The organism is Dactylosporangium sp. CA-233914, from assembly GCF_050942935.1.
Classification (GTDB): domain Bacteria; phylum Actinomycetota; class Actinomycetes; order Mycobacteriales; family Micromonosporaceae; genus Dactylosporangium.
Map to the genome: position 1 here is coordinate 6,904,942 of NZ_CP192030.1, position 21,471 is coordinate 6,926,412.

General features: G+C 71.7%; 17 protein-coding genes. 7 read left to right on the top strand and 10 right to left on the bottom strand.

Features of this window, described 5'->3' with window-relative positions; translation table 11 throughout:
* Positions 1 to 207: 207 nt before the first annotated feature.
* Complete coding sequence (locus ACQPY0_RS30945; RefSeq protein ID WP_432968164.1) at positions 208 to 3,540, top strand: BTAD domain-containing putative transcriptional regulator; 3,333 nt, start codon at positions 208 to 210, stop codon at positions 3,538 to 3,540.
* A gap of 96 nt (positions 3,541 to 3,636) precedes the next feature.
* Here ACQPY0_RS30945 and ACQPY0_RS30950 read toward each other — a convergent pair whose 3' ends face one another.
* The gene (locus ACQPY0_RS30950) at positions 3,637 to 4,284 is read right to left on the bottom strand and encodes a hemerythrin domain-containing protein (protein ID WP_432968167.1); all 648 of its coding nucleotides are present in this window, start codon (positions 4,282 to 4,284) and stop codon (positions 3,637 to 3,639) included.
* A 35-nt stretch (positions 4,285 to 4,319) separates the two neighbouring features.
* Positions 4,320 to 4,736, bottom strand: a complete 417-nt coding sequence (locus tag ACQPY0_RS30955) for an SRPBCC family protein (protein WP_432968170.1) — start codon at positions 4,734 to 4,736, stop codon at positions 4,320 to 4,322.
* 57 nt (positions 4,737 to 4,793) lie between these two features.
* Here ACQPY0_RS30955 and ACQPY0_RS30960 point away from each other — a divergent pair, with 57 nt between their 5' ends.
* Positions 4,794 to 5,975, top strand: a complete 1,182-nt coding sequence (locus tag ACQPY0_RS30960; protein WP_432968173.1) for a cytochrome P450 family protein — start codon at positions 4,794 to 4,796, stop codon at positions 5,973 to 5,975.
* A 71-nt stretch (positions 5,976 to 6,046) separates the two neighbouring features.
* Here ACQPY0_RS30960 and ACQPY0_RS30965 read toward each other — a convergent pair whose 3' ends face one another.
* Positions 6,047 to 8,419, bottom strand: coding sequence for a hypothetical protein (locus ACQPY0_RS30965; RefSeq protein ID WP_432968176.1), 2,373 nt, complete (start codon positions 8,417 to 8,419; stop codon positions 6,047 to 6,049).
* Positions 8,420 to 8,469: 50 nt separating this feature from the next.
* Here ACQPY0_RS30965 and ACQPY0_RS30970 point away from each other — a divergent pair, with 50 nt between their 5' ends.
* The 4 genes from ACQPY0_RS30970 to ACQPY0_RS30985 all read left to right on the top strand — a co-directional run bounded on the left by ACQPY0_RS30970 (position 8,470) and on the right by ACQPY0_RS30985 (position 10,798).
* Complete coding sequence (locus ACQPY0_RS30970) at positions 8,470 to 8,856, top strand: VOC family protein (RefSeq protein ID WP_432968179.1); 387 nt, start codon at positions 8,470 to 8,472, stop codon at positions 8,854 to 8,856.
* Between the two features lie 75 nt (positions 8,857 to 8,931).
* Positions 8,932 to 9,762, top strand: coding sequence for an alpha/beta hydrolase (locus ACQPY0_RS30975; RefSeq protein WP_432968182.1), 831 nt, complete (start codon positions 8,932 to 8,934; stop codon positions 9,760 to 9,762).
* A gap of 26 nt (positions 9,763 to 9,788) precedes the next feature.
* Positions 9,789 to 10,145, top strand: coding sequence for a tetratricopeptide repeat protein (locus ACQPY0_RS30980; RefSeq protein ID WP_432968185.1), 357 nt, complete (start codon positions 9,789 to 9,791; stop codon positions 10,143 to 10,145).
* A gap of 56 nt (positions 10,146 to 10,201) precedes the next feature.
* Complete coding sequence (locus ACQPY0_RS30985; RefSeq protein ID WP_432968188.1) at positions 10,202 to 10,798, top strand: hypothetical protein; 597 nt, start codon at positions 10,202 to 10,204, stop codon at positions 10,796 to 10,798.
* Positions 10,799 to 11,681: 883 nt separating this feature from the next.
* On the opposite strand, the gene ACQPY0_RS30990 is transcribed toward ACQPY0_RS30985, so the two are convergent.
* The gene (locus ACQPY0_RS30990; RefSeq protein WP_432968190.1) at positions 11,682 to 12,665 is read right to left on the bottom strand and encodes an aldo/keto reductase; all 984 of its coding nucleotides are present in this window, start codon (positions 12,663 to 12,665) and stop codon (positions 11,682 to 11,684) included.
* Between the two features lie 153 nt (positions 12,666 to 12,818).
* Here ACQPY0_RS30990 and ACQPY0_RS30995 point away from each other — a divergent pair, with 153 nt between their 5' ends.
* A complete protein-coding gene (locus ACQPY0_RS30995; RefSeq protein WP_432968193.1) occupies positions 12,819 to 13,655 on the top strand; it encodes a helix-turn-helix transcriptional regulator in 837 nt (278 codons plus the stop codon).
* Positions 13,656 to 14,186: 531 nt separating this feature from the next.
* Here ACQPY0_RS30995 and araA read toward each other — a convergent pair.
* From araA to ACQPY0_RS31025, 6 genes are read right to left on the bottom strand one after another with little or no spacing between them, the layout of a single operon-like run.
* Positions 14,187 to 15,668 carry an L-arabinose isomerase gene (araA, locus tag ACQPY0_RS31000; protein WP_432968196.1) on the bottom strand — a complete coding sequence of 494 codons (1,482 nt, stop codon included), beginning with the start codon at positions 15,666 to 15,668 and terminating at the stop codon, positions 14,187 to 14,189.
* Positions 15,665 to 16,327 carry an L-ribulose-5-phosphate 4-epimerase gene (locus tag ACQPY0_RS31005; protein WP_432968199.1) on the bottom strand — a complete coding sequence of 221 codons (663 nt, stop codon included), beginning with the start codon at positions 16,325 to 16,327 and terminating at the stop codon, positions 15,665 to 15,667. The genes araA and ACQPY0_RS31005 overlap by 4 nt, the downstream gene beginning before the upstream one ends.
* Positions 16,324 to 17,937, bottom strand: coding sequence for a ribulokinase (locus ACQPY0_RS31010; RefSeq protein ID WP_432968202.1), 1,614 nt, complete (start codon positions 17,935 to 17,937; stop codon positions 16,324 to 16,326). Before ACQPY0_RS31010 ends, ACQPY0_RS31005 begins: the two co-directional genes overlap by 4 nt.
* Positions 17,934 to 18,938, bottom strand: coding sequence for a galactofuranose ABC transporter, permease protein YjfF (gene yjfF, locus ACQPY0_RS31015; RefSeq protein ID WP_432968205.1), 1,005 nt, complete (start codon positions 18,936 to 18,938; stop codon positions 17,934 to 17,936). Before yjfF ends, ACQPY0_RS31010 begins: the two co-directional genes overlap by 4 nt.
* A complete protein-coding gene (locus tag ACQPY0_RS31020; protein ID WP_432968208.1) occupies positions 18,935 to 19,960 on the bottom strand; it encodes an ABC transporter permease in 1,026 nt (341 codons plus the stop codon). The genes yjfF and ACQPY0_RS31020 overlap by 4 nt, the downstream gene beginning before the upstream one ends.
* A complete protein-coding gene (locus ACQPY0_RS31025) occupies positions 19,957 to 21,459 on the bottom strand; it encodes a sugar ABC transporter ATP-binding protein (protein WP_432968211.1) in 1,503 nt (500 codons plus the stop codon). Before ACQPY0_RS31025 ends, ACQPY0_RS31020 begins: the two co-directional genes overlap by 4 nt.
* Between the last annotated feature and the right edge of the window lie 12 nt (positions 21,460 to 21,471).

Here is a 21,471-nt window from a genome sequence, read left to right on the forward strand (position 1 = left end):
GCGGGCGACGGCGTCACGGCCGCGCCAGTCCGGGCGTGTCCGATTCTCGCCGGATCGGTTGTCCGGACCTGGGGATCATGATCAGATGCCCGGAGACACTGTACGTCACAACCGGTTCAGACATGAGTGAGCGCCCAATGTCCGTGACCCGCCGTGGCTGACCCGACACCATCAGGCGCCGCAGCATCAGCACCGGAGACCGTCGCCATGAGTGGCGGGCGGCTCACGGTGCGGATCAGCGTGCTCGGCCCGCTGAGATCCGAGGTCGGTGCGAGCGCGGCGGACGCGGGCGGGCCGCGGCAGCGGGCGGTGCTGGCCCGGCTCGTCGCGGCGGGCGGTCACGTCGTGCCCACGGACCGGTTCATCGACGACCTGTGGCAGGGCGAGCCGCCACCGAAGGCACTCGCCGCGCTGCAGGTGTACATCTCGAACCTGCGGCGGGCGCTGGAGCCGGGGCGTGCGCCCCGCACGGCGGCGACGGTCGTGGTCTCGGCGGCCCCCGGGTACGCGCTGCGGCTGCCCGACGAGCAGGTGGACGCCTGGCGGTTCGAGTCACTGCTGCGGCGGGGCAGCGAGCTGGCCGAATCCGATCCGCGCGCCGCCGACCAGCTGCTGCGGGAGGCCCTCGCCACGTGGGCCGGGCCCGCGTACGCCGAGTTCGCCGACGAGCGCTGGGCGGCCCCGGAGGCGGCCCGGCTCGAGGAGCTGCGGCTGGTCTGCGTCGAGACCGCGGCGCGGGTGGCGCTGCGGCTGGGGCGCGCCGCGCTGGTCGTACCGGAGCTGGATCGGCACGTGCAGGAGCATCCACTGCGGGAACAGGCGGTCCACGTGCTGGCCACCGCCCTGTACCGGGCGGGCCGGCAGGCCGACGCGCTCGCGGTGCTGCGGCAGGCCCGGGAGCGGCTCGCTGACGAGTTGGGCGTCGACCCCGGGCCGGCGCTGCGGGCGCTCGAGGCCGACGTACTGACGCACTCCGAGCGACTCACCGACGGCGACGACGGAACGGTCCAGCACGGAACACCGGGTCATGATCCAGCGACGGACCGTGACCTGGCAGCGGGCCGGGAGCGGGCACCGGGCGGCCGGGACGGGGACGACGGGCAGGGCGCCGGTCCGGGGCGGGTCGTCGAGGCGGTGGGGCGCGACACGGAGCTCGCCCGGCTCGGCGCTGCCGCGGAGGCGGTACAGCGCGACGGACTGCGAATCGTCTGGGTCGGCGGAGAGGCGGGCGCCGGGAAGTCGACCCTGGTTCGGGCATTCTCGGCCGCGATGACACAGCGCGACTGGACTGTCACTTGGGGTCGCTGCCCCGAGGTGGACGGGGCGCCGCCCGCCTGGGCGTGGGCCGAGGTGCTCGGCGGCACGGATGCCGACGAGCGGTTGCGGCCGCTGCTGGACGGGCGGGGCGGCGCAGACCAGTTCCAGCTGGCGCAAGCCGTCGGGGAGCGGCTCGGCGGCGGCGGGAACCTGCTCGTCGTGCTCGACGACGTACACCGCGCCGACGGGGAGACGCTGCAGGTGCTCCGGCACGTCGCCGTCGCCCTGGCGGAGCGGCCCGTGCTGGTGGTGGCCACGTTCCGTACCGGTGAGGATCATCCACAGCTCGGCGCCGCCCGGGCCGCGCTGGCCGGGCCGCGCTCCAGCGAGCTGCTGCTCGGCGGGCTGGAGGCGGCCGCCGCGGCCCGGATACTCGCTGGGCACCTCGGGGCCCCGCTCGACGAGGAGACCACGGCTGTGGTGCACGCGCGGACCGGGGGGAACCCGCTGTTCCTGGCCGAGACGGCCCGGCTGATCTCCGCCGAGGGGGCCGGCAGCGCGGTGCGGGCGATTCCGGCCGGGATCGGGCACGTGCTGCGCCGGCGGCTGGCCCGGCTGCCCGCGCCCGCCCAGACGGTACTGCGGCACGCCTCGATCCTCGGGCGGGACGTGGACATCGACGTGCTCGCGGAGGCCTTCGCCGGGGACGAGGACGCGGTCCTTGACGGCCTCGAGGCGGGGGTGCTCGCCGGGCTACTGGAGGAGCCGGCACCGGGACGGGTACGGTTCGGTCACGCACTGTTACGCGACGTGCTGTACGACGACATGCCGCAGCTTCGTCGCCGACGGTTGCACGAGCGTGTCCTGAGCGTGCTGGAGCGGACCAACCCCGGCGACGTCGCCGCGCTCGGGCATCATGCGCTCGCGGCGGCCACGCCCGCGACGGCGGTCCGGGCAGCGGGGCACGGGGCCGCGGCGGCCGGGCAGGCGGCGGCGATGTTCGCGCACCGGGAGGCGGCACAGCTGTACGCGTCCGCGCTCGACGCGCTCGCACTGCGCCGTGGCGGTGGCGGTGACGAGACCGCGGCGATGCGGTTGAACCTGTTGTGCGGACTGGCCTCGGCGCGGGCGAATTCCGGGGACGCGATCGGGGCCCGGGCGGCCCGGTGGGACGCGGTCCAGGTCGCCGAGCTGCTCGGCGGTGTCGAGCCGCTCGGGCGGGCGCTCTCCTCGTTCGACGCGCCGGTCGCGTGGTCGATCCGGGTCGTCGCTCGGGGCATCGACCATCCGCTCGTCGCGCTGCTGGAGCGGACCCTGGCCCGCGACGACCTGCCGGCCGCGGTACGGGCACGGCTACTCGTGGCGCTCGTGTACGAGCTGGAGGGCGACGAGGTCGAGCGGTGCGCCGACGCCAGCGCCGAGGCGCTGGGCATCGCGCGGTCCGGGGACAACGCGCTGCTGCTGTGCCAGGCGCTGAATGCGCGGTACTTCGCGGTGCTCAACCCGCAGCGCCGCCACGAACTGCCCGCCGTCGGGGCGGAATTGCTCGCGGTCGCGGAGCAAGCGGGGCTTCTGGGGTTCCAGGCGCAGGCGCATCACGTGCTGTACCAGGCGGCGCTGGAGCGCAACGACCTGCGGCTCGCGCAGGAGCACCTCGACCGGGCGCTGGAGCGCTCCACCGCCGGGCAGCTCGGGGTGACACTGTCGGTGATGGCGATCCTCGGCGCGATCCGGGCCGTGTTCGCCGGTGACCACGCAACCGCGGAGCGTATCTACACCGAACTCGGGCAGCGAATCGAGGCCGCCGGGCAGCCGAACGCGACCCTGGTCGGGCTCATCGGGGTGTTCTTCGTGCGGCTCACGCAGGGGCTCGGCCACACAATGCTTCCCGTGCTCGAACCGCTACGGAGCCTGCCGAGCACCGAGTCGGAGGTCGGGGAGTTCATCGCCCGGGCGCTCGTCGACGCCGGGCGGCTCGACGAGGCCCGCACCGCGTGGCGGCCGGACCTGCCGGTGCGTGAGGACTACTACTGGCTGACGCTGATGGGATTGCGCGGGGAGAACGCAGCCGCCCTCGGTGACGCTGCGCTGGCCGCCGACTGCTATGAGCAGCTACTGCCGTGGGCCGGGCAGTTCGTGGGACTGGCGAGCGGCACCGTGCCAGGTCCGCCCGTCGACCTCGTGCTGGGCAAGCTGGCGGTCGCGCTGGGGCGGCCCGCGGACGCCCACTTCGCGGCCGCCCGGGAGCTGGCCGCCCGCACCGGCGCTACGCCGTGGATGTAGGCGGTCACCCAGCGCACGGAAGCCGCCCAACGCAACGACACCGCAAGATACGGGACGCGGATCGCAACCGGACGCGGGACCGTCGCCAGGCGGGGGTCAGCCGAAGATCAGGCGTTCCCGGCGGAGGAAGCCCGGACGGACCGTGGCGAGCATGAGGCGCAGGACCGGGCCGGCCATGCGGTACAGCTCGTCGAGCTCCTCGGCCGTCGCGTAGCGCTCGATCCGCGGCAGCTCGAAGGACATCCTCCCGCCCTTGCGCACGGCCTCCTCGACGTGCTGCCACTGCTCGCCGGAGACGTACCGGCGGATCACCGGGAAGACGGTGCGCTCCTCGTCGTCGATGTGCTCGTCGAGGAGGTCACGCAGCGTGGCCAGGGTGTCGGACAGGTTCGCGGCGGCCGCGCGGTCACCGGGAGTGGCGGCGAGGGCGGCGGACTCGGCGCGGATGCGGTCCAGAATCGGGTCGAGCTGGGCGTGGTCGTCGGTCAGCTCGGCCAGGTCGACCTCGGCGCCGGCGGTGGCGTGCAGGATCGGCCACAGGACGTCGTCCTCGGCCTGGTGATGGTGGTGGATGCCGTCGCAGAGGCTGGTGAGGTAGCGCTGGATGGCCTTGGCGCGACCAGGCGTTCCCGGAACACTACCGTCCGCGATGGCCCTGGTGACCTCGGCGAAGCGGCGGGTGTCGCCACGCATCGAGCGGTGGTTGATGGTGATGCCGAGGAGGTTCGGTTCGGAGAGCTTCATGCCGTACAGCAGAAGCCTTCCCGGTTGGCGGGCACTTAATGGCCGCTTGGCGACTCCACGATGCGTTTGAGCGCCTCGAGGTCGGCGCGCACCGCAGCGGTGTCACGGTCGAAGTCGGCGTCGGACATGCCGTCCTGCCGGCGCAGGGTGAAGACGATCTCGCTGCCGTTGTCGTGTGGCACGACGCGCACCGGATTGTGGAAGACCTCGCCGGAGGGCAGGCGTACGTCGTGGTCGAGGACGCCGAACGGGTTGGCGGGCGCGAATGTCAGCTCGATGCGGCCCATGCCCGAGTCGGCGAACCAGCGGTCGCCTTCGCGCTCGACGGCGTCGCACAGGCCCGGGGCCCATTCGGGGAGATTCGCCGGGTCGGCGGCGTATTCGTACACCCGCTCGGGTGATTGGTCGACGTGAACACCGATGTGTCTCGACTGGCTCGCCACGCCGCTCATCGTGCCACGATACGGTTCGTTATTCCGGCCGAAACGCTGATTGGTTACCGTTGATCCGTGACGTCGCCGCTGCTGTTCACGCAGGAATTCTGGAACGATCCGCATCCGGTCTACGCGCAGTTGCGGCAGGAGGCGCCGGTGCATCCGGTGACGCTGCCCAACGGCATGGAGGTCTGGCTGGTCACGCGTTACGCGGACTGCAAGGCGGCGCTGGCCGATCCACGGCTGTCGAAGCGCCAGGGCGCCGGGGACAACGCGCGGGCGCTGGCCCGGCCGGTCAGTGAGCCGCTGACCCGGCACCTGCTGGCCAACGATCCGCCGGACCACACGCGGCTGCGGCGGCTGGTGTCGAAGGTCTTCACGGCCCGGCGGGTCGAGGAGCTGCGGCCCCGGGTGCAGGAGCTCAGCACGGCGCTGATCGCACCGCTGCGGGGCCGGCAGCGGGCGGAGCTGGTCGAGGATTATGCGGTACACCTGCCGATTCAGGTCATCTGCGAGCTGCTCGGGGTGCCGGTCGAGGACCAGGCGGACTTCCGGCGGTGGACCTCGGTGATGGTGTCGGCGTCGGCCGGCCGGGAGGGGGTGCCGGAGGCGGCGGCCGCGTTCGTGGGCTACCTGCTCGGGCTGATCGATCGCAAACGCTCCGCGCCGGCCGGGGACCTGCTCAGCGGGCTCGTGGCACTGCGGGACGAGGACGACCGGCTCAGCGAGGACGAGCTGACGTCGATGGCGTTTCTGCTGCTGCTCGCCGGGCATGAGACGACGGTCAATCTCATCGGCAACGGGACGTACACGCTGCTGACACGGCCGGATGCGCATCGGCGACTACGGGAGGAACCGTCGTTGATTCCTGCCGCGATCGAGGAGTTTCTGCGGCTGGAGTCACCGGTGGAGACGGCGACGTCACGGACCGCGATGGAGCCGGTGACATACGGCGGGGTCACCATTCCGGCCGGGGCGATGGTGGCGATCTCGCTGCTTTCGGCCGACCGGGATCCGCAGCGTTTTCCGGCGCCGGACGAGTTCGACCTGTCCCGGCCGGACAACCAGCATCTCGCGTTCGGGTACGGGATTCACTACTGCCTGGGCGCGCCGCTCGCCCGCCTGGAGGCCCAGATCGCGTTCACCGATCTGCTGTCGGCATTTCCGGATATGCGCCTGGCAGCGGAGCCCTACGAGGTCGATTGGCGGCCGGGCACGCTGATTCGCGGGCCCGTCGCGCTACCGGTGCTGTTGTAGCGGTTTTCCCGGCCCGGACCGGGCGCCGACCGGGGCAACGGCCGTACACACGACGGACCGGAGCCGAGACGTCAGCCCTCCTCCATCTGCGCGACCTCGGTGATCCACGTCCGTGCGGCGGCCGGCAACTGGGAGGCGCCCTTCGCGTAGGTCGCGATGCCCGTCATCAGGCCCGGCCACAGCGAGCCGCGCCACCGGCCACCGAACGGCGTCAGCAGCACCAGGCGGCGCCCGTTCCACCAGCCGTGCGTTTCCGTGCCCGCACTACCACGCACGGTGACGTGCGTGTCGGGGAAGTCGCGGAGCAGGTCCAGGACCAACAGCGTCGTGCGCCGGGGGTCCTTCACCGTGTCGACGAGCACGCCGCCGGTGTCGCTGCGCTGCACGCTGCCGACCGACTCCGGGATCGCGTCGACCGCGTCGTCGAACAGGGAGCGGACCAGCAGCTCACCGGCGTCGACGGCGATGCCCTCGGCGCGGAAGTCCCCGCCGAGGACCTCCCCGGCCAGGCCCTGGGCGAAGCGGGCAACCATGGCCTCGGGGGCGGCGTGGTCGAGGCGCACCTGCGCGCGCAGGTCCTCGAAGCCGCTCAGCGGGGCCAGCTGGTGACCATGGTGCACCGCGGCGATACCGACCGTGGCCAGCGCCGCCTGCTCGGCAGCGAACGCCTCGTCGTCGGCTGCGATCAGCGCGTCCAGCCCGGCGGCCAGCAGCGGGGTCCAGTCCTGGGGCACCGGCCACAGCCCGCCCGCGGCCAGGACCAGCACGACCCGGAACGCGGCCAGGCGGGCCGGCAGCGGCCAGCCCGCAGCCGCGGCGCCGAGGCGGAGGACCTGCTGGCGGACGCGGTCACGCTGGGCGGCGTCGAGGTCACCGATCGCCGTGGCGAGGCTGCCCGGCGCGAGTGCGCCGGCCTCGATCGGCGCACGGCCGAAGGCCAGGTCGAGCAGTGCGGGGCCGACCATCGCACGCAGCCGCTCCTCCTCGTTCGCGCGGCGCTCGTCGACGGGGACGCCGTGGCGCACGGTGCGGCCGGAGGCCAGTTGCGCGATCGACGCGAACAGGCCCTGCAGTGCGGTCGCGTCGCCGAGCACGTCGGCGAGGGCCCCGGACTCCAGCGGCGAGGGGTGACTGAAGCGCACGACGGCGCCGGCGACGTCGGTGATGACGGCGGCGCCGAGCTGGGTGCCGTCGGCGGCCCGGACCTGCGCCGATCGCGCCGCGAGATCACCCGACTCCACCGCGTACGTGTGGAGGCGGCCCTCCGCAGCAGTCCACGGCAGCTTCACGGAGGTCTCACCGGCGGTGACGACAAGCCCGTCGGGGGCCGTCGAACCGGCCGCGACCAGGCTCGCCTCGACACGGTCGCCGAGCAGCCGCACCGCGAGGACGCGCGCGGCGGCGGACGGGACGGGTTCGGGGGTGCGCATGCCGAGCGCCGGGTCGCCGAGCGCGACCTCACGCGCCTCGGGCGCGTCCAGTAGCGACGCCGTCACCTCCTGCAGGAGGGCCAGCTCACAGTGGCCGCCGGGGTCGGCGCTGGTGAGCAGAAGCGACTCCGGACTGCAGTCGAGGCCGCCGGTGACGAGGACGCCCGCGTCGCCGGTCCACCACTCGATGGCGCCGGCGTGCTGGTATCGGGTGCCGGACGGCATCTGAACCAGCACCTCGCCGGTCTCCGGCAGGCCGCCGACCTCGTCGAGCGCGGCGGCGAGCCCGGTCGCGTCGCAGCGCACACCGGCCGGCACGAGCAGGCGCACCTGCAGGGCGCGGACCGCGCGGGCGATCTCGCCGAGCGCGCGGCCGGCCGGGTCGAACGCGGGCGCGGCGACGGCGAGGCGGTCGGCGCCGGACGGGAACGGCAGCTGCTCGACGATGGGGACCTGGTCGTTGGCGAGCAGCAGTGGCTCGTCCGCCTCGGCGGCGTGCGGGCGTGCGGTGAGCAGCCGCGCGACCGCCTCGAGGCGCTCGACCCCGGCGGGCTCGATCCACAGCTGCCCGGGCAGGCGGCGCAGCCAGTCGGCGAGGTCCGTGACGAGCGTCGGGACGGTCGCGCCGTCGACCCGCAGGTGCGTCCAGACCTCAGCGTCGCCGCCCCAGCCGCCGCGGGTGGCGTCGCCGGAGCCGATCGACACGGTGGCCATGGTGGGTGACGCCGCGATGACGGCCCGTGCACGGAAGGCGCCACCGGAGCGGCAGACGACGGGGACGGGGAGCAGGTCACGTATCGGTGACGTGTCATCACCTACCGTGACGCCAGTGTGCGCGTCGTAGAGCACGGTGACCCGGGCGCCGGCCGCCCGCGCCGACCGCAGGCAGGCTTCGGCGAACGCGAGGTCACACCGGTTGGCGAGGACGAGCACCTCCTCGGCACCGTCGGGCAGCGGGACGGGCGTCTGCGTGCGGTCGGCCAGGGCCGTCCACGCCGGGCCAGCTGTCAGCAACCTTCGGCTCCCTTCGGCGGCAACACCGTTGTCACATATACCTTGACGTGATGACCGTCCGCATCAGGCACATCACGATCGATTGCGCCGATCCGTACCGCTTGTCCCTCTTCTGGAGTGCGGTCACCGGCTACCAGGAACAACCCAACGACCCGAATTTGCCCACACATGATCAGGCGCTCATCTCCGCCCCTGACGGCTCCGCCGGCCTGCTGTTCATCCGCGTCCCCGAGCCCAAGACGGTCAAGAACCGCGTCCACTTCGACGTGCAGCCGCTGGATGCGACCCGCGACACGGAGTTCGAACGCGTCCTCGCCCTGGGCGCCTCTCTTGTCGGTGATTTCAGACGACCAGACGGTACCGGCTGGGTCATCGTCGCTGATCCCGAGGGCAACGAGTTCTGCATCGAGCGCTCCGCAGCCGAGCGCGGTCAGTAGCCGTTCGCGGCTTTTGCCCGTTTCACTCCGCCGGGATCCTTGCGGAGAGCAGCGGCCTCGGCGCACCATGCAGCCATGCAGCGCGAGGAACTCGCCCTCACCGGCGGTGGCGGCGTCCGGATCGTGTACGACGCGTGGCAGCCCGAGGCCGAGGTGAGCGGGGTGGTCGTGCTCTCTCACGGGATGGGCGAGCACGCGCGGCGCTACGACCACGTCGTCGCGCGCCTGAGTGAACTCGGCCTCGCCGTGTACGCGCCCGATCACCGCGGGCACGGGCGGTCCACGGGCAAGCGGCTGCTGGCGCGGCGCATCGCAGAGTACACGGACGACCTCGATCTGCTGTTCCGCGAGGTCAGGGGCCGCCATCCCGGGCAGGTGCCGTTCCTGATCGGGCACAGCATGGGCGCCATGATCGCGCTCGCGTACGCGCTGGACCACCAGGCCGAGCTGCGCGGGCTGGTGCTGTCCGGCACGCCCGTGCTGCCCGGCAAGGGCATCCCCAAGCCCGCGATCATGGTCGCGAAGGTGCTCGGGCGGATCGCGCCCGGTGCACCGGTGCAGTCGCTGCCCTCGACGCTGATCTCGAAGGACCCGGCGGTGGTGGCGAAGTACGACGCCGACCCGCTGGTCCACCACGGCAAGGTCCCGGCCGGCCTCGGCGGCGCGATGCTCACGCAGATGAGCGTCTTCCAGCGCCGGCTGCCGGAACTGACCCTGCCGACCCTGGTCCTGCACGGCTCCGAGGACGGGCTCGTCGAGGCGGAGTCGAGCCGGCTCATCGCCGCCCGGGCCGCCTCCACCGACCTGACACTGCACGTGTACGAAGGGTTACATCACGAGGTGTACAACGAGCCGGAGCAGGACCGGGTGCTCGACGACCTCGTCGGGTGGCTCAAGGAACACTGAACGCACCCTGTGCGTTACTTGATCCCATGAACGACATGCTCGCCGAGTACCGCAGGGGAGTCCTCTACTTCGACGCCGGCGACCCGATCGAGGCCGCCAAGATCCTCGCCACCGTCCTGGACGAGGAGCCGGGCAACGCCGAGGTGCGGCTGTGGCTGGCCCGCGCCTACTTCGCCTCAGCGCAGCTCAACCGCGCCGAGACGCACCTGCGCGCGCTGGTCGAGCGCGACCCGAGCGACCACTACGCCTGCCACCTGCTGGGGCGCACCCTCGAACGGCAGAACCGCCCGCGCGAGGCGCTGCCGTTCCTGCGCCTCGCGGCCGCGATGTCGGCCGTTCCCGACTATTCGGCGGCGGTACAGCGGGTGGCCGGCACGGACTGATCCCGCCGGCACCCGGGGGCAGCGCTCTGGCGATTGATCGCCTACGGTGGCCATTCGTGAAGCACTATCCGTGGGGTGCGTTGTTCAAGGGGATCTGGCGGACGCTGGTCGCCCTCGCGGTGACGACGGGTTTCGTCGTCGTCACCGGGATCCTGGCCGGCGGCCCAAGCTTCACGTGGCTGGCGGTGGGCCTGGCACTGTCGCTGTTCGCGGCGGTGCCGGGCTATCTGCTGTACCGCGTCGGCGCGCCCGACCACACCGCCGGCAGCCGCGTCGTGATGCTGGTGGCGCTGTCGTGCGCGTCGGTGCTCGGCGCGCTGCTGGTCCTGCCCGTCTACATGTCCCGCGAGGGCGTGCCGACCGACGCCACGGTCACCCACGTGGTCCGCGCGGTGAGCAAGGTGTCGGAGCGGCGCTTCCCCGCCTACCAGGTCGCCGAGCGCACAACCGGCGAGAACCTCGGCCGGCTGCGGTTTCTCAGCAGCGAGCCGAAGGTCGGCGACACGGTGCGCGTGCGCAAGGACCCGCGCGGCTGGTTCAACGTCACCGTGTCCGACCCGACGGGGCGCTTCACGAAGCTGGCCGCCCTGGTCGTGGCGGTCCTGGGCCTGGCCGCGCTCCTCCTGGGCGTCGGCGGGCACATGTCCGACTGACCAGCTCGCAGTGAGTGACGGATGACCGGCGTCCGCAGCGCGTACAGGTGCGCAGACTCTCTCGGCTGACGCAGTGACTCTGCGTGCATGAACCAGAGCGCAGTCGTTCTCGGCGGCGGCTCCTCGCCGCCGCGGCGCTCACCCCGCGGCACCGCCACATCGAGATCATCGAGCGGGACGTCCTGGCCGACACCCCGCTCCCCCCGCCGCGACGCGCCGCAGGGCCACCACGTCCTCGCCATGCTGCCCTGCGGGCTCGATAAACGACGTCGACCTGCAGCTGCACCGCCGCGCGCCAGGCGATCGAATCACTGCTGCCCGGGACCAGCGCGCGCAGCGCGCGCCGAGCGGCTGCCGGCCGCAGGGGCTGTCGGCCACAATGACTGTCGGCCATGGTGGCTGTGTCGGCCTCAGTGGGCTGTCGGTCACAGTGGCTGTCGGCCAAGATGGCTGTCGAGCTCGATCGGGAGCCGGTCCGGAGACGGGTCGGCGATGCCGAGCTCCCGCAGCGACGCCAAAATGGCTGTCGGCCACAATGGCTGTCCGCCGCAGGGGCGCCGTGGATTGCCGAACGGCTCGCCGCCGAGGCGACAGCGCCGACAACGGCGGTCACCGCCCGATGACCGCCGCCGCCGACCCCGAACGCCGGGCGTGGGCTGTTGCGCCACGTGCCGGCGGGCCTGGACAGCACCCGCCGGCAACGGCGTTAGTCTCGAAATCGGCTCGCGGTCGAAGCCAGGCACCCTTCAGGCGACCACCGGCGCCCGGTCCTCGACGCTGCGGACCGATGAGCGAATTACTGGATTACCGATTTCCTGCAATACACCGACGACAATTCCGGGCCTGGGTTGCGGAACGTGACCGGGGTTGGAGTTGGCCCCCGTCAGCGGGCCGTACTGACGGACGCGGGGTAGCGGTCGCCCCTGGCCGCACCGCGCGGGACGGCCTTCTCGATCTCGGCCAGGTCGTCGGCCGTGAGCTCGACATTCAGCGCACCCAGCGACTCCGACAGCCGGGTGCGGGTCCGGGCGCCGATCAGCGGGACGATGCCTGGGTCCTGGGCCAGTACCCAGGCGATGGCCAGCTGGGCGACCGTCGCACCGCGGGACTCGGCGAGCGGGCGGAGGGACTCGGCCAAGGAGACGTTGTGCGCGACGTTCTCCGCCGAGAACCTCGGACTGAACGAGCGGAAGTCGCCCGGTTCCCACTGCCGGGTCGCCGTCCAGTGGCCGGAGATCAGGCCGCGGGAGAGCACGCCGTACGCGGTCATGCCGATGCCGAGCTCACGGAGGGTGTCGAGGACCTCGCCCTCCGGCTCGCGGGAGATCACGGAGTATTCGACCTGCAGGTCGGCGATCGGATGGACCGCGTGGGCGCGGCGGATCGTGGCCGCGTCGACCTCGGACAGGCCGACGTGGCGGACGTAGCCGGCCTGCACCAGCTCGGACAGGGCACCGATCGTCTCCTCGACGGGGACCGCCGGGTCCAGGCGGGCCGGGCGGTAGATGTCGACGTGGTCGGTGCCGAGCCTGGTCAGCGTGTACCCGAGGAAGTTGCGCACCGCGGCCGGCCGGTTGTCGATGCCGCCCCAGGTGGTGTCGGGGCCCCGCAGCGCGCCGAACTTGACGCTCAGGTTGACCTGGTCACGGCCGGCCGTCCGCAGGGCGTCGCGGATCAGCAACTCGTTGTGGCCCATGCCGTAGAAGTCGCCGGTGTCGATCAGGTTGATGCCGGCGTCGAGGGCGGCGTGGATGGTGGCGATGCTCTCGTCGCGGTCGGCGGCGCCGTACGAGCCGGACATGGACATCGCGCCCAGGGCCAGCGTGGAGACGGCCGGGCCGGTCGCGCCGAGGGTTCTGGTCCGCATGGCAGGGCTCCCCTTCGCTCAGGAGGATTCGGTTGGCTTCTCAATCGACACTGCCGCCGGACGGGAACCATTTCCAGCGAGCGGTCTTCGTAGGAGCGGCACTCCCTGGTTGAGCACTGGCTGCTGGCAGTGGACCGGGTGACGATGGGTGGTATGCAACGCGACGACCTGGCCGACTTCCTGCGCCGGCGGCGGCTTGCCATCCAGCCCGGCGACGTCGGGCTGGCCGAAGGGCCGCGGCGGCGGACCGCGGGGCTGCGGCGTGAGGAGGTGGCGCTGCTGGCGGGGATGTCGGCCGACTATGTGGTACGGCTGGAGCAGGGGCGCAGCGCTCAGCCCTCGGCGCAGATGCTCACCGCGCTCGCCCGGGCGCTGCGGCTCAGTGACGACGAGCGCGACCATCTGTTCCACCTGGCGGGGCAGCAGCCGCCGCCGTCGGTCGGGGCCGAGGCGCACGCACGCGCGGGGCTGCTGCGGATGCTCGACCTGCTCGGGGACACGCCGGCCACGGTCATGTCCGACCTCGGCGAGACCCTGGCGCAGAACCGCATGTCGACGCTGCTGCTCGGGGATCAGACGCGGTTCGAGCACGACGAGCGGTTCCACGCGTACCGGTGGTTCACCGACCCTTCGATGCAGGCCCTGCGCGATCCCGACGACATCGAGCACCACGCCAAGGTGATTGTTGCCGACCTGCGGGCGACCGCGGCCCGGCGGCACGGTGATGCCGACGTGACGCGGCTCGTGACCCGGTTACGGGCCGTGAGCGAGGACTTCGCGCGGCGCTGGGACGAGCACGCGGTGAGGGTGCGCCGCTCCGACCGTAAGCGAATCCACAACTCGCGGGTCGGGATGGTCGCCGTCGACTGCGAGACGCTGGTGACGCCGGATCAATCGCAGATGCTGCTCGTGCTGACGCCGACGCCGGGAACCGACGCTGCGGAGAAGCTCCAGTTGCTCAGCGTGATCGGGCTACAGCAGTTCGCGTAGGTCGCCCGAGGGTCACCCGGCAATTGGGAAGGACGAAGGGGCGCCGGACAGGACCCGCCGGAACGGAAAACGCATCTCTCGGCGAACGAGACTGGAAAGGGCGCGTCCCGCCCGAACGGAATCGGGAAAACGTGTCGCGGAATTGGGAGAACGTGTCCGCAGGACGGGGATCCGGACCGGACGCGCTGGGACGGAAAGCCCGTCTTCCAACGAACGGAACCGGAAAGGGCGCGTCCCGGCCCGAACGGAGCCGGGAAGGACGCGCCCCTGAACGGGCGAGACCGGACGGGGCGCGCCCGAATGGAACCGAACCAGACAGGGCGCATCGGAACGAAACTGAACCAGACAGGGCGCACCCGAACGAAATCGGACCAGACAACCCGAACAAAGCCGAAGCGGACAGGCGCACCCGAACAAGCGGCCGAATCGTACAGGCATACCCGAACAAAGCTGAAGCGGACATGGGCGCCCGAACGAAGCCGAATCGGACAGGACGCGTCCCCAGCAGCGGCGGCGGCTGGAGGAGGCGGGTCAGAAGCCTCGCGCCAGGCGATAGTAGGCCGCGTTCCAGCGGATCTCCTTGGCGAACTCGCGCGGCGTCGTGTTCGCGTCGATGACCAGCAGCTCCGTCGACACCATCTCGGCCAGGTCGTGCAGTTCCTCGACCCCGACCGCCTGGGACAGCACCGTGTGGTGCGGGCCGCCCGCGGTCAGCCAGGACTCGGACGACACGCTCAGTGACGGGGCCGGCCGCCACACCGCGCGGGCGACCGGCAGCTTCGGCAGCGGCTCGGACGGTGCTACGACCTCGATCTCGTTGGCCACGAGGCGGAAGCGCTCCCCCAGGTCGGCCAGGCCCAGGACCACCGCGGAGCCGGGCGCGGCGTCGAAGACGAGCCGGACCGGGTCCTCGCGGCCGCCGATGCCGAGCGGGTGGATCTCGCACGACGGGGTGTCGGCGGCGATGGAGGGGCAGACCTCGAGCATGTGGGCGCCGAGGATGACCTCGTTGCCGGGCGTGAGGTCGTAGGTGTAGTCCTCCATGAACGAAGTCCCGCCGCCCGGGGCCATGGCCTTGAGCGTGCGCACGAGGACCGAGGTCTTCCAGTCGCCCTCGCCACCGAAGCCGTAGCCGTCGGCCATCAGGCGCTGGACCGCGAGGCCCGGCAGCTGGCGCAGGCCGCCGAGGTCCTCGAAGTTCGTCGTGAACGCCTTGTAGCCGCCGGCCTCGAGGAAGCTTCGCAGTCCCAGCTCGATGCGGGCGGCGTAGCGCAGGGAGTCGGCGCGCTCGGCGAGCAGGGCAGAGGCGACGCGGTACGTGTCGGCGTACTCCTTGACGAGCTTGTCGACGTCGGCGTCCAGGCAGGAATCGACCGCGGTGACGAGGTCGTTGACGCCGTACGTGTTGACGGAGACGCCGAAGCGCAGCTGGGCCTCGACCTTGTCACCCTCGGTGACAGCGACGTCGCGCATGTTGTCGCCGAAGCGGACGAGCTTGAGCGAGCGCATCTCGGCGTAGCCGGCCGCGGCCCGGGCCCAGGCACCGATGCGCGCCGCGACGCGCGGGTCGCTGACGTGCCCGGCGACGGTCTTGCGGGCGACGCCGAGGCGGGACTGGATGTACCCGAACTCGCGGTCGCCGTGCGCGGCCTGGTTGAGGTTCATGAAGTCCATGTCGATGTCGGCCCACGGCAGGGCGACGTTGGACTGGGTGTGCAGGTGCAGCAGCGGGGTACGCAGGGCGTCGAGGCCGGAGATCCACATCTTCGCCGGGGAGAACGTGTGCATCCAGGCGATGACGCCGACCACGTCCGGGTTGCTGCCGGCCTCCAGGCACACCCGCAGGATGTCGCCGGCCGAGGTCAGCACCGGCTTCCACACCACGCGGGGGCCGATGTCGTCCGACTCGTCGAGCACCGCGGCGATCTGGCGCGACTGCGACGCCACCTGCTCCAGGGTCTCCGGGCCGTAGAGCCCCTGGCTGCCGGTGAGGAACCAAATCTCGTGCGTCATCGTGCGCCTTTCTGCTGGCCGTAGACGTTCTGATAGCGGTCGTGGAGCGAGTCGACGGCCGCTGCGGGCAGTCGCTCCACGGAACCGAGTTGGCGGGCGAAGTGCATGGTCCGCGCCACGTCCTCGCACATGACGGCTGCCTTGACGGCGGCCTTGGCGGTCTTGCCGATGGTGAACGGCCCGTGCTGGCGCATCAGGACCGCGGGCGAGCGGTGCCCGGACAGCGTCTCGACGATGCCGCGCCCGATCGCGTCGGAGCCGATGAGGGCGAACGGCCCGACGGGGATGTCGCCGCCGAACTCGTCGGCCATCGCGGTGAGGGAGCACGGGATCGGCTCGCCGCGGGCGGCCCAGGCGGTCGCGTACGGACTGTGGGTGTGCACCACCCCGCCGACCTCCGGCATGTGCCGGTACACGTAGGCGTGCGCCTCGGTGTCCGAGGACGGCGAGTGCTCTCCCTCGACGAGCTTGCCCTCGAGGTCGCACACGACCATGTTGTCGGGGGTCAGCTCGTGGTAGCCGACCCCGGACGGCTTGATGACGAGCAGGTCCTCCCCCGGCACCCGGGCCGAGACGTTCCCGGCCGTCCAGGTCACCAGCCCCCAGCGGATGAGCTCGGCGTGCAGGGCGCAGACTTCCTCACGCAGACGGCGGATCACCGGGCGACCTCCTCGCGCAGCGCGCGCAGACGGTGCAGCACGTCGTTCGTACCGCGGCCGAAGTAGTCGTGCAGGGCGGAGTACTCGGCGAACAGGCGGTCGTAGACGTCCGCGGCAGCGTCGTCGGGGACGTACGCCTGCCGCTCGACCTTCCCCATCGCATCGGCGGCGGCGCGGATGTCGGGGTAGGCCCCGGCGGCGACCGCGGCGTGCATCGCGGAGCCGAGCGCCGGGCCCTGCTCGGAGCCGATGACGGAGATGGGGCGGCGCAGCACGTCGGCGTACACCTGCATGAGGAAACGGTTCTTGAGCAGCCCGCCGGCGGCGATGAACTCGGTCACCGGCACCCCGGAGGACTCCAGCACGGCGATGATCGTGCGGGTGCCGAAGGCGGTCGCCTCGACCAGGGCGCGGTAGACGTCCTCGGGCCGGGTGGCCAGGGTCTGCCCGACGATGACGCCGGAAAGGCCGTGGTCGACGAGCACCGAGCGGTTGCCGTTGTGCCAGTCGAGCGCGACCAGGCCGTGCTGCCCGGGCTTCTGCGCGGCGGCCCGCTGCGTGAGCTCCTCGTGCGACAGGCCACCGGACAGCAGGGTCTCGACGAACCAGGCGAAGATGTCGCCGACAGCGGATTGACCGGCCTCGAAGCCCCACAGGCCCGGGATGATGCCGTCCCGGACCACGCCGCACATGCCCGGCACGTCGGCGAGCGACGCGCCGCTCATCACGTGGCAGGTCGAGGTGCCCATGATGGCGACCAGCTGCCCGGGCTCGACGGCCTTCGCGGCGGGCGCGGTGACGTGCGCGTCGACGTTGCCGACGGCGACGGCGATGCCGGCCGGCAGCCCGGTCCAGCCGGCGGCCTGCTCGGTCAGCGACCCGGCCCGCCCGCCGAGCGGCGCCAGCGGACCGTCCACCTTGGACACCCAGTCGCCGAAGGCCGGGTGCAGCGCCTCCAGATACGCCTTGGACGGGTAGGAGCCGTCCTGCAGGACGCCCTTGTACCCGGCCGTACAGGCGTTGCGCGTCTCCACCCCGGCCAGCTGCCACACGATCCAGTCGGCCGCCTCGACGAAGCGCTCGGCCCGCGCGTAGACCTCGGGCGCCTCCTCCAGCACCTGCAGCCCCTTGGCGAGCTGCCATTCGGAGGAGAGCTTGCCGCCGTACCGCGTGAGCCAGGACTCGCCCCGAAGGGCGGCCAGTTCGTTGATCCGGTCGGCCTGGCCCTGGGCGGCGTGGTGCTTCCACAGCTTCGGGTAGGCGTGCATCTGCTCCGGCAGCACGGCGCACAGCGGCGTGCCGTCGGCCAGCGTCGGTAGGAACGTGCAGGCGGTGAAGTCGGTGGCGATGCCGATCACCGAGCCGGGGTCGACCCCGGCCGCCGCGACCGCCGCCGGGACCGCGTGGCGCAGCACGTCGATCCAGTCGTCGGGCATCTGCAGCGCCCAGTGCAGCGGGAGCGCCTCGCCCGTGGCGGGCAGGGTGCGCTCGACGGCGCCGTGCGCGTACTCGTGGACGGCCGTGCCGAGCTCCGCCCCGTCCGCGACCCGCACGACGACGGCCCGCCCGGACAGGGTGCCGAAGTCGACACCGACTACATGTTGCGTCATCTGGCTCTCCGTGCTGTCTGTTTCCTGGTCACCGTCCGCTGCAGCACGATGAAGACGAACAGCAGCGCGCCGATGACGATCTTGGTCCACCAGGAGCTGAGGGTGCCCTGGAACGTGATGATGGTCTGGATGAGGCCGAGTACCCCGACGCCGAGCACGGTGCCGAGCACGAAGCCGGAGCCCCCGGTGAGCACCGTGCCGCCGATGACGACGGCCGCGATCGCGTCGAGCTCCATGCCCAGCGCGTTGAGGCCGTAGCCGGACGGGGTGTAGAACGTCAGCAGTACGCCGCCCAGCGCGGAGCACACGCCGCTGATGGTGTAGACCGCGATCTTCGTCCGCCCGACGGGCAGGCCCATGAGCAGCGCCGACTGCTGGTTGCCGCCGAGGGCGTAGATGTTGCGGCCCAGGCGGGTGTACGCCAGGACGTAGGCGGCGGCCGCGACCACCACGGCGGCGATGACGACGCTCCAGGAGATGTGGAAGCCGCCGAAGCGCAGCTTGTCCGAGGCGATGTCGTTCCACAGTTCGTTGGTGATCGGGATCGAGTCGGTGCTGATGACGTAGCAGGTGCCACGGGCCAGGAACATGCCGGCGAGGGTGGCGATGAACGGCTGGATGTCGAAGAAGTGGATGATCGCGCCCATGCCGAGGCCGATGAGGCCGCCGACGGCGAGCACGGCCAGCACCACGAGGCCGGGGTTGACCCCCTTCTCCAGCAGCGACGCGGCGATCATCGTGGTGAGCGCGACGACCGCGCCGACGGACAGGTCGATGCCGCCGGTGAGGATCACGAACGTCATGCCGACCGCGACCACGAGCAGGAACGCGTTGTCGATGAAGATGTTCAGCACGATCTGGGTGTCGTCGAAGCCCTCGTAGCGCACCACGCCCGCGCCGTACATGATGCACAGCAGGATGGCCGTGGCCATCACGGGCTTGCGCAGCCAGTTCGCCGCGACGCGGGTGAACGACCGGCCCGCGGTGTCCACTGTGGTCATGCGCGCACCTGCACCTTCTCGTCGGCCGTGGCCGCGACCGGCACCGGGCGGCGGCGCTTCCAGGCGGCGCGGAACTTCGGCGACTGCGCCAGGCAGAGCACGATGACGACGATCGCCTTGAACAGCAGGGTCACCTCGGGCGGGACGCCGACGGTGTAGATGGTGATGTCGAGGGTCTTGATGATCACGGCGCCGAGCACCGTGCCGACGATGGAGAACCGCCCGCCGGACAGCGACGTGCCGCCGATGACGACGGCGAGGATCGCGTCGAGCTCGATGAGCAGGCCGGCGTTGTTGCCGTCGGCGCTGGAGACGTTCGAGCTGATCATCAGGCCGGCGACCGCGGCGCAGACCGCGGCGAAGACGTACACGCCGAGGATGAGCCAGCGCGACTTGATGCCGGCCAGCCGGGACGCCTCGGCGTTGCCACCGACCGCCTCCAGCAGCATGCCGAGCGCGGAGCGGCGCACGAGCACGGCCGCCAGGGCGATCACCGCGGCGGCGATGAGCACGCACAGCGGCAGGCCGAGCCAGTAGCCGGCGCCGATCATCTTGTACGGCCCGCTGTTGACGGTGATGATCTGCCCGTCGGTGATGAGCTGGGCCAGGCCGCGCCCGGCGACCATGAGGATCAGCGTGGCGATGATGGGCTGGATGCCGATCGTGGCGACCAGGAACCCGTTCCACACACCGAGCACCAGCGCCAGGGCCACGGCGATGCCGACCGCGCCCAGCACGCCGGCGACGCTGCCCTGGTCGCCGAGGCCGCTGATGCGCAGGCAGGCGATGCCGCCGGCGATGGCGACGACCGCGCCGACGGACAGGTCGATGCCGCCGGTGGCGATGACGAGCGTCATGCCGAGCGCGACCAGCGCCAGGGGGGCGGAGGAGCGCAGGATGTCGACGAGGCTGCCGTACAGATGTCCGCCGCGCAGCTCGATGCTGAAGAAGCTGTGCGAGAAGAAGACGTTCGTGACGAGCAGCACGACGAGGACGGCGAGCGGCCAGGCGAAGCGCTTCATGCGGTGTCACCTCCCGAGGCGATGGCGGCCATGAGCCGGTCGGTGTCCACGTCGTCGGTGTTGGGCAGCTCCGCGACGATCCTCCGGTCGCGCAGGACGGCGATCTTGTGGCTCAGCCGCAGGACCTCCTCCAGCTCGGCGGAGATGAACAGCACCGCCATGCCGCCGTCGGAGAGCTCGGTGACCAGGCGCTGGATCTCGGTCTTGGCGCCGACGTCGATGCCGCGGGTGGGCTCGTCGAGGATGAGCAGCCGCGGCTCGGTGATGAGCCAGCGGGCCAGCAGGACCTTCTGCTGGTTGCCGCCGCTGAGGTTGCGCACCGGCAGGTCGGGGTTGGCCGGGCGGATGTCGAGGGCCTTGATGTACTTGTCGACGAGCTCGTCCTGGCGGCGGCGCGACAGCGGGCGGGACCAGCCGCGGGCGGCCTGCAGGGCGAGCACGATGTTCTCGCGCACCGACAGCTCCTCGACGAGGCCCTCGGTGCGGCGGTTCTCGGAGCAGAACGCGATGTCGTGCTGCATGGCGGTGCGCGGCCCGTGCATGGCGACGGTCTTGCCGTCGACGGCGAGGGTGCCGCTGTCGGCCCGGTCGGCGCCGAAGAACAGCCGCGCGGCCTCGGTGCGCCCGGAGCCGAGCAGCCCGGCGAGGCCGACGACCTCGCCCTTGTGGATCGTGAGGCTGAACGGCGCGATCGACCCGGTGCGGCCGAGGTCCTCGGCGGCGACCACCGCCTCGGCGTTGTCGAGGGTGCGCCTGGGCTGGTCCTCCAGCCGCTCCAGGATGGCCAGGTCCTTGCCGATCATGAGGCTGACCAGCTCCAGCTGTGGCAGGTCGGCCACGACGTGCTCGCCGACGAGCCGGCCGTTGCGCAGGATCGTCATCCGGTCGCAGATCTCGTAGACCTGGTCGAGGAAGTGCGAGACGAACAGGATGGCGATGCCCTGCTCCTTGAGCTGGCGCATGACCCGGAACAGCTGGGCCACCTCGCCGGCGTCGAGGCTGGAGGTCGGCTCGTCCAGGACGAGGACCTTGGCCTCGACGTCGATGGCGCGGGCGATGGCGACCATCTGCTGCACCGCGATCGAGTACTGCGACAGCGGCGCCGAGACGTCGAGGTCGAGCTCGAGGCGGTGCAGCAGGTCGGTGGCCCGCCGGCGCATCTCGCGCCAGCGGATGTGCCCGAAGGTGCGCGGCTCCCGGCCGATGAAGACGTTCTCGGCGACCGAGAGGTTGGGGCAGAGGTTGACCTCCTGATAGACCGTGCTGATGCCGGCCTGGGTGGCCTGCAGCGGCCCGGAGAACCGCACCGGGGTGCCGTCGAGGACGATCTCGCCCGCGTCGACGCTGTAGACACCCGTGAGCACCTTGATCAGGGTTGACTTCCCGGCGCCGTTCTCGCCCATGAGGGCGTGGACCTCGCCTGGCAACAGGCGGAAGTCCACGTCCTGCAGGGCCATGACACCCGGGAACTGCTTGGTGATGCCGGTCATGGTCAGCATGGTTCAGTCAGG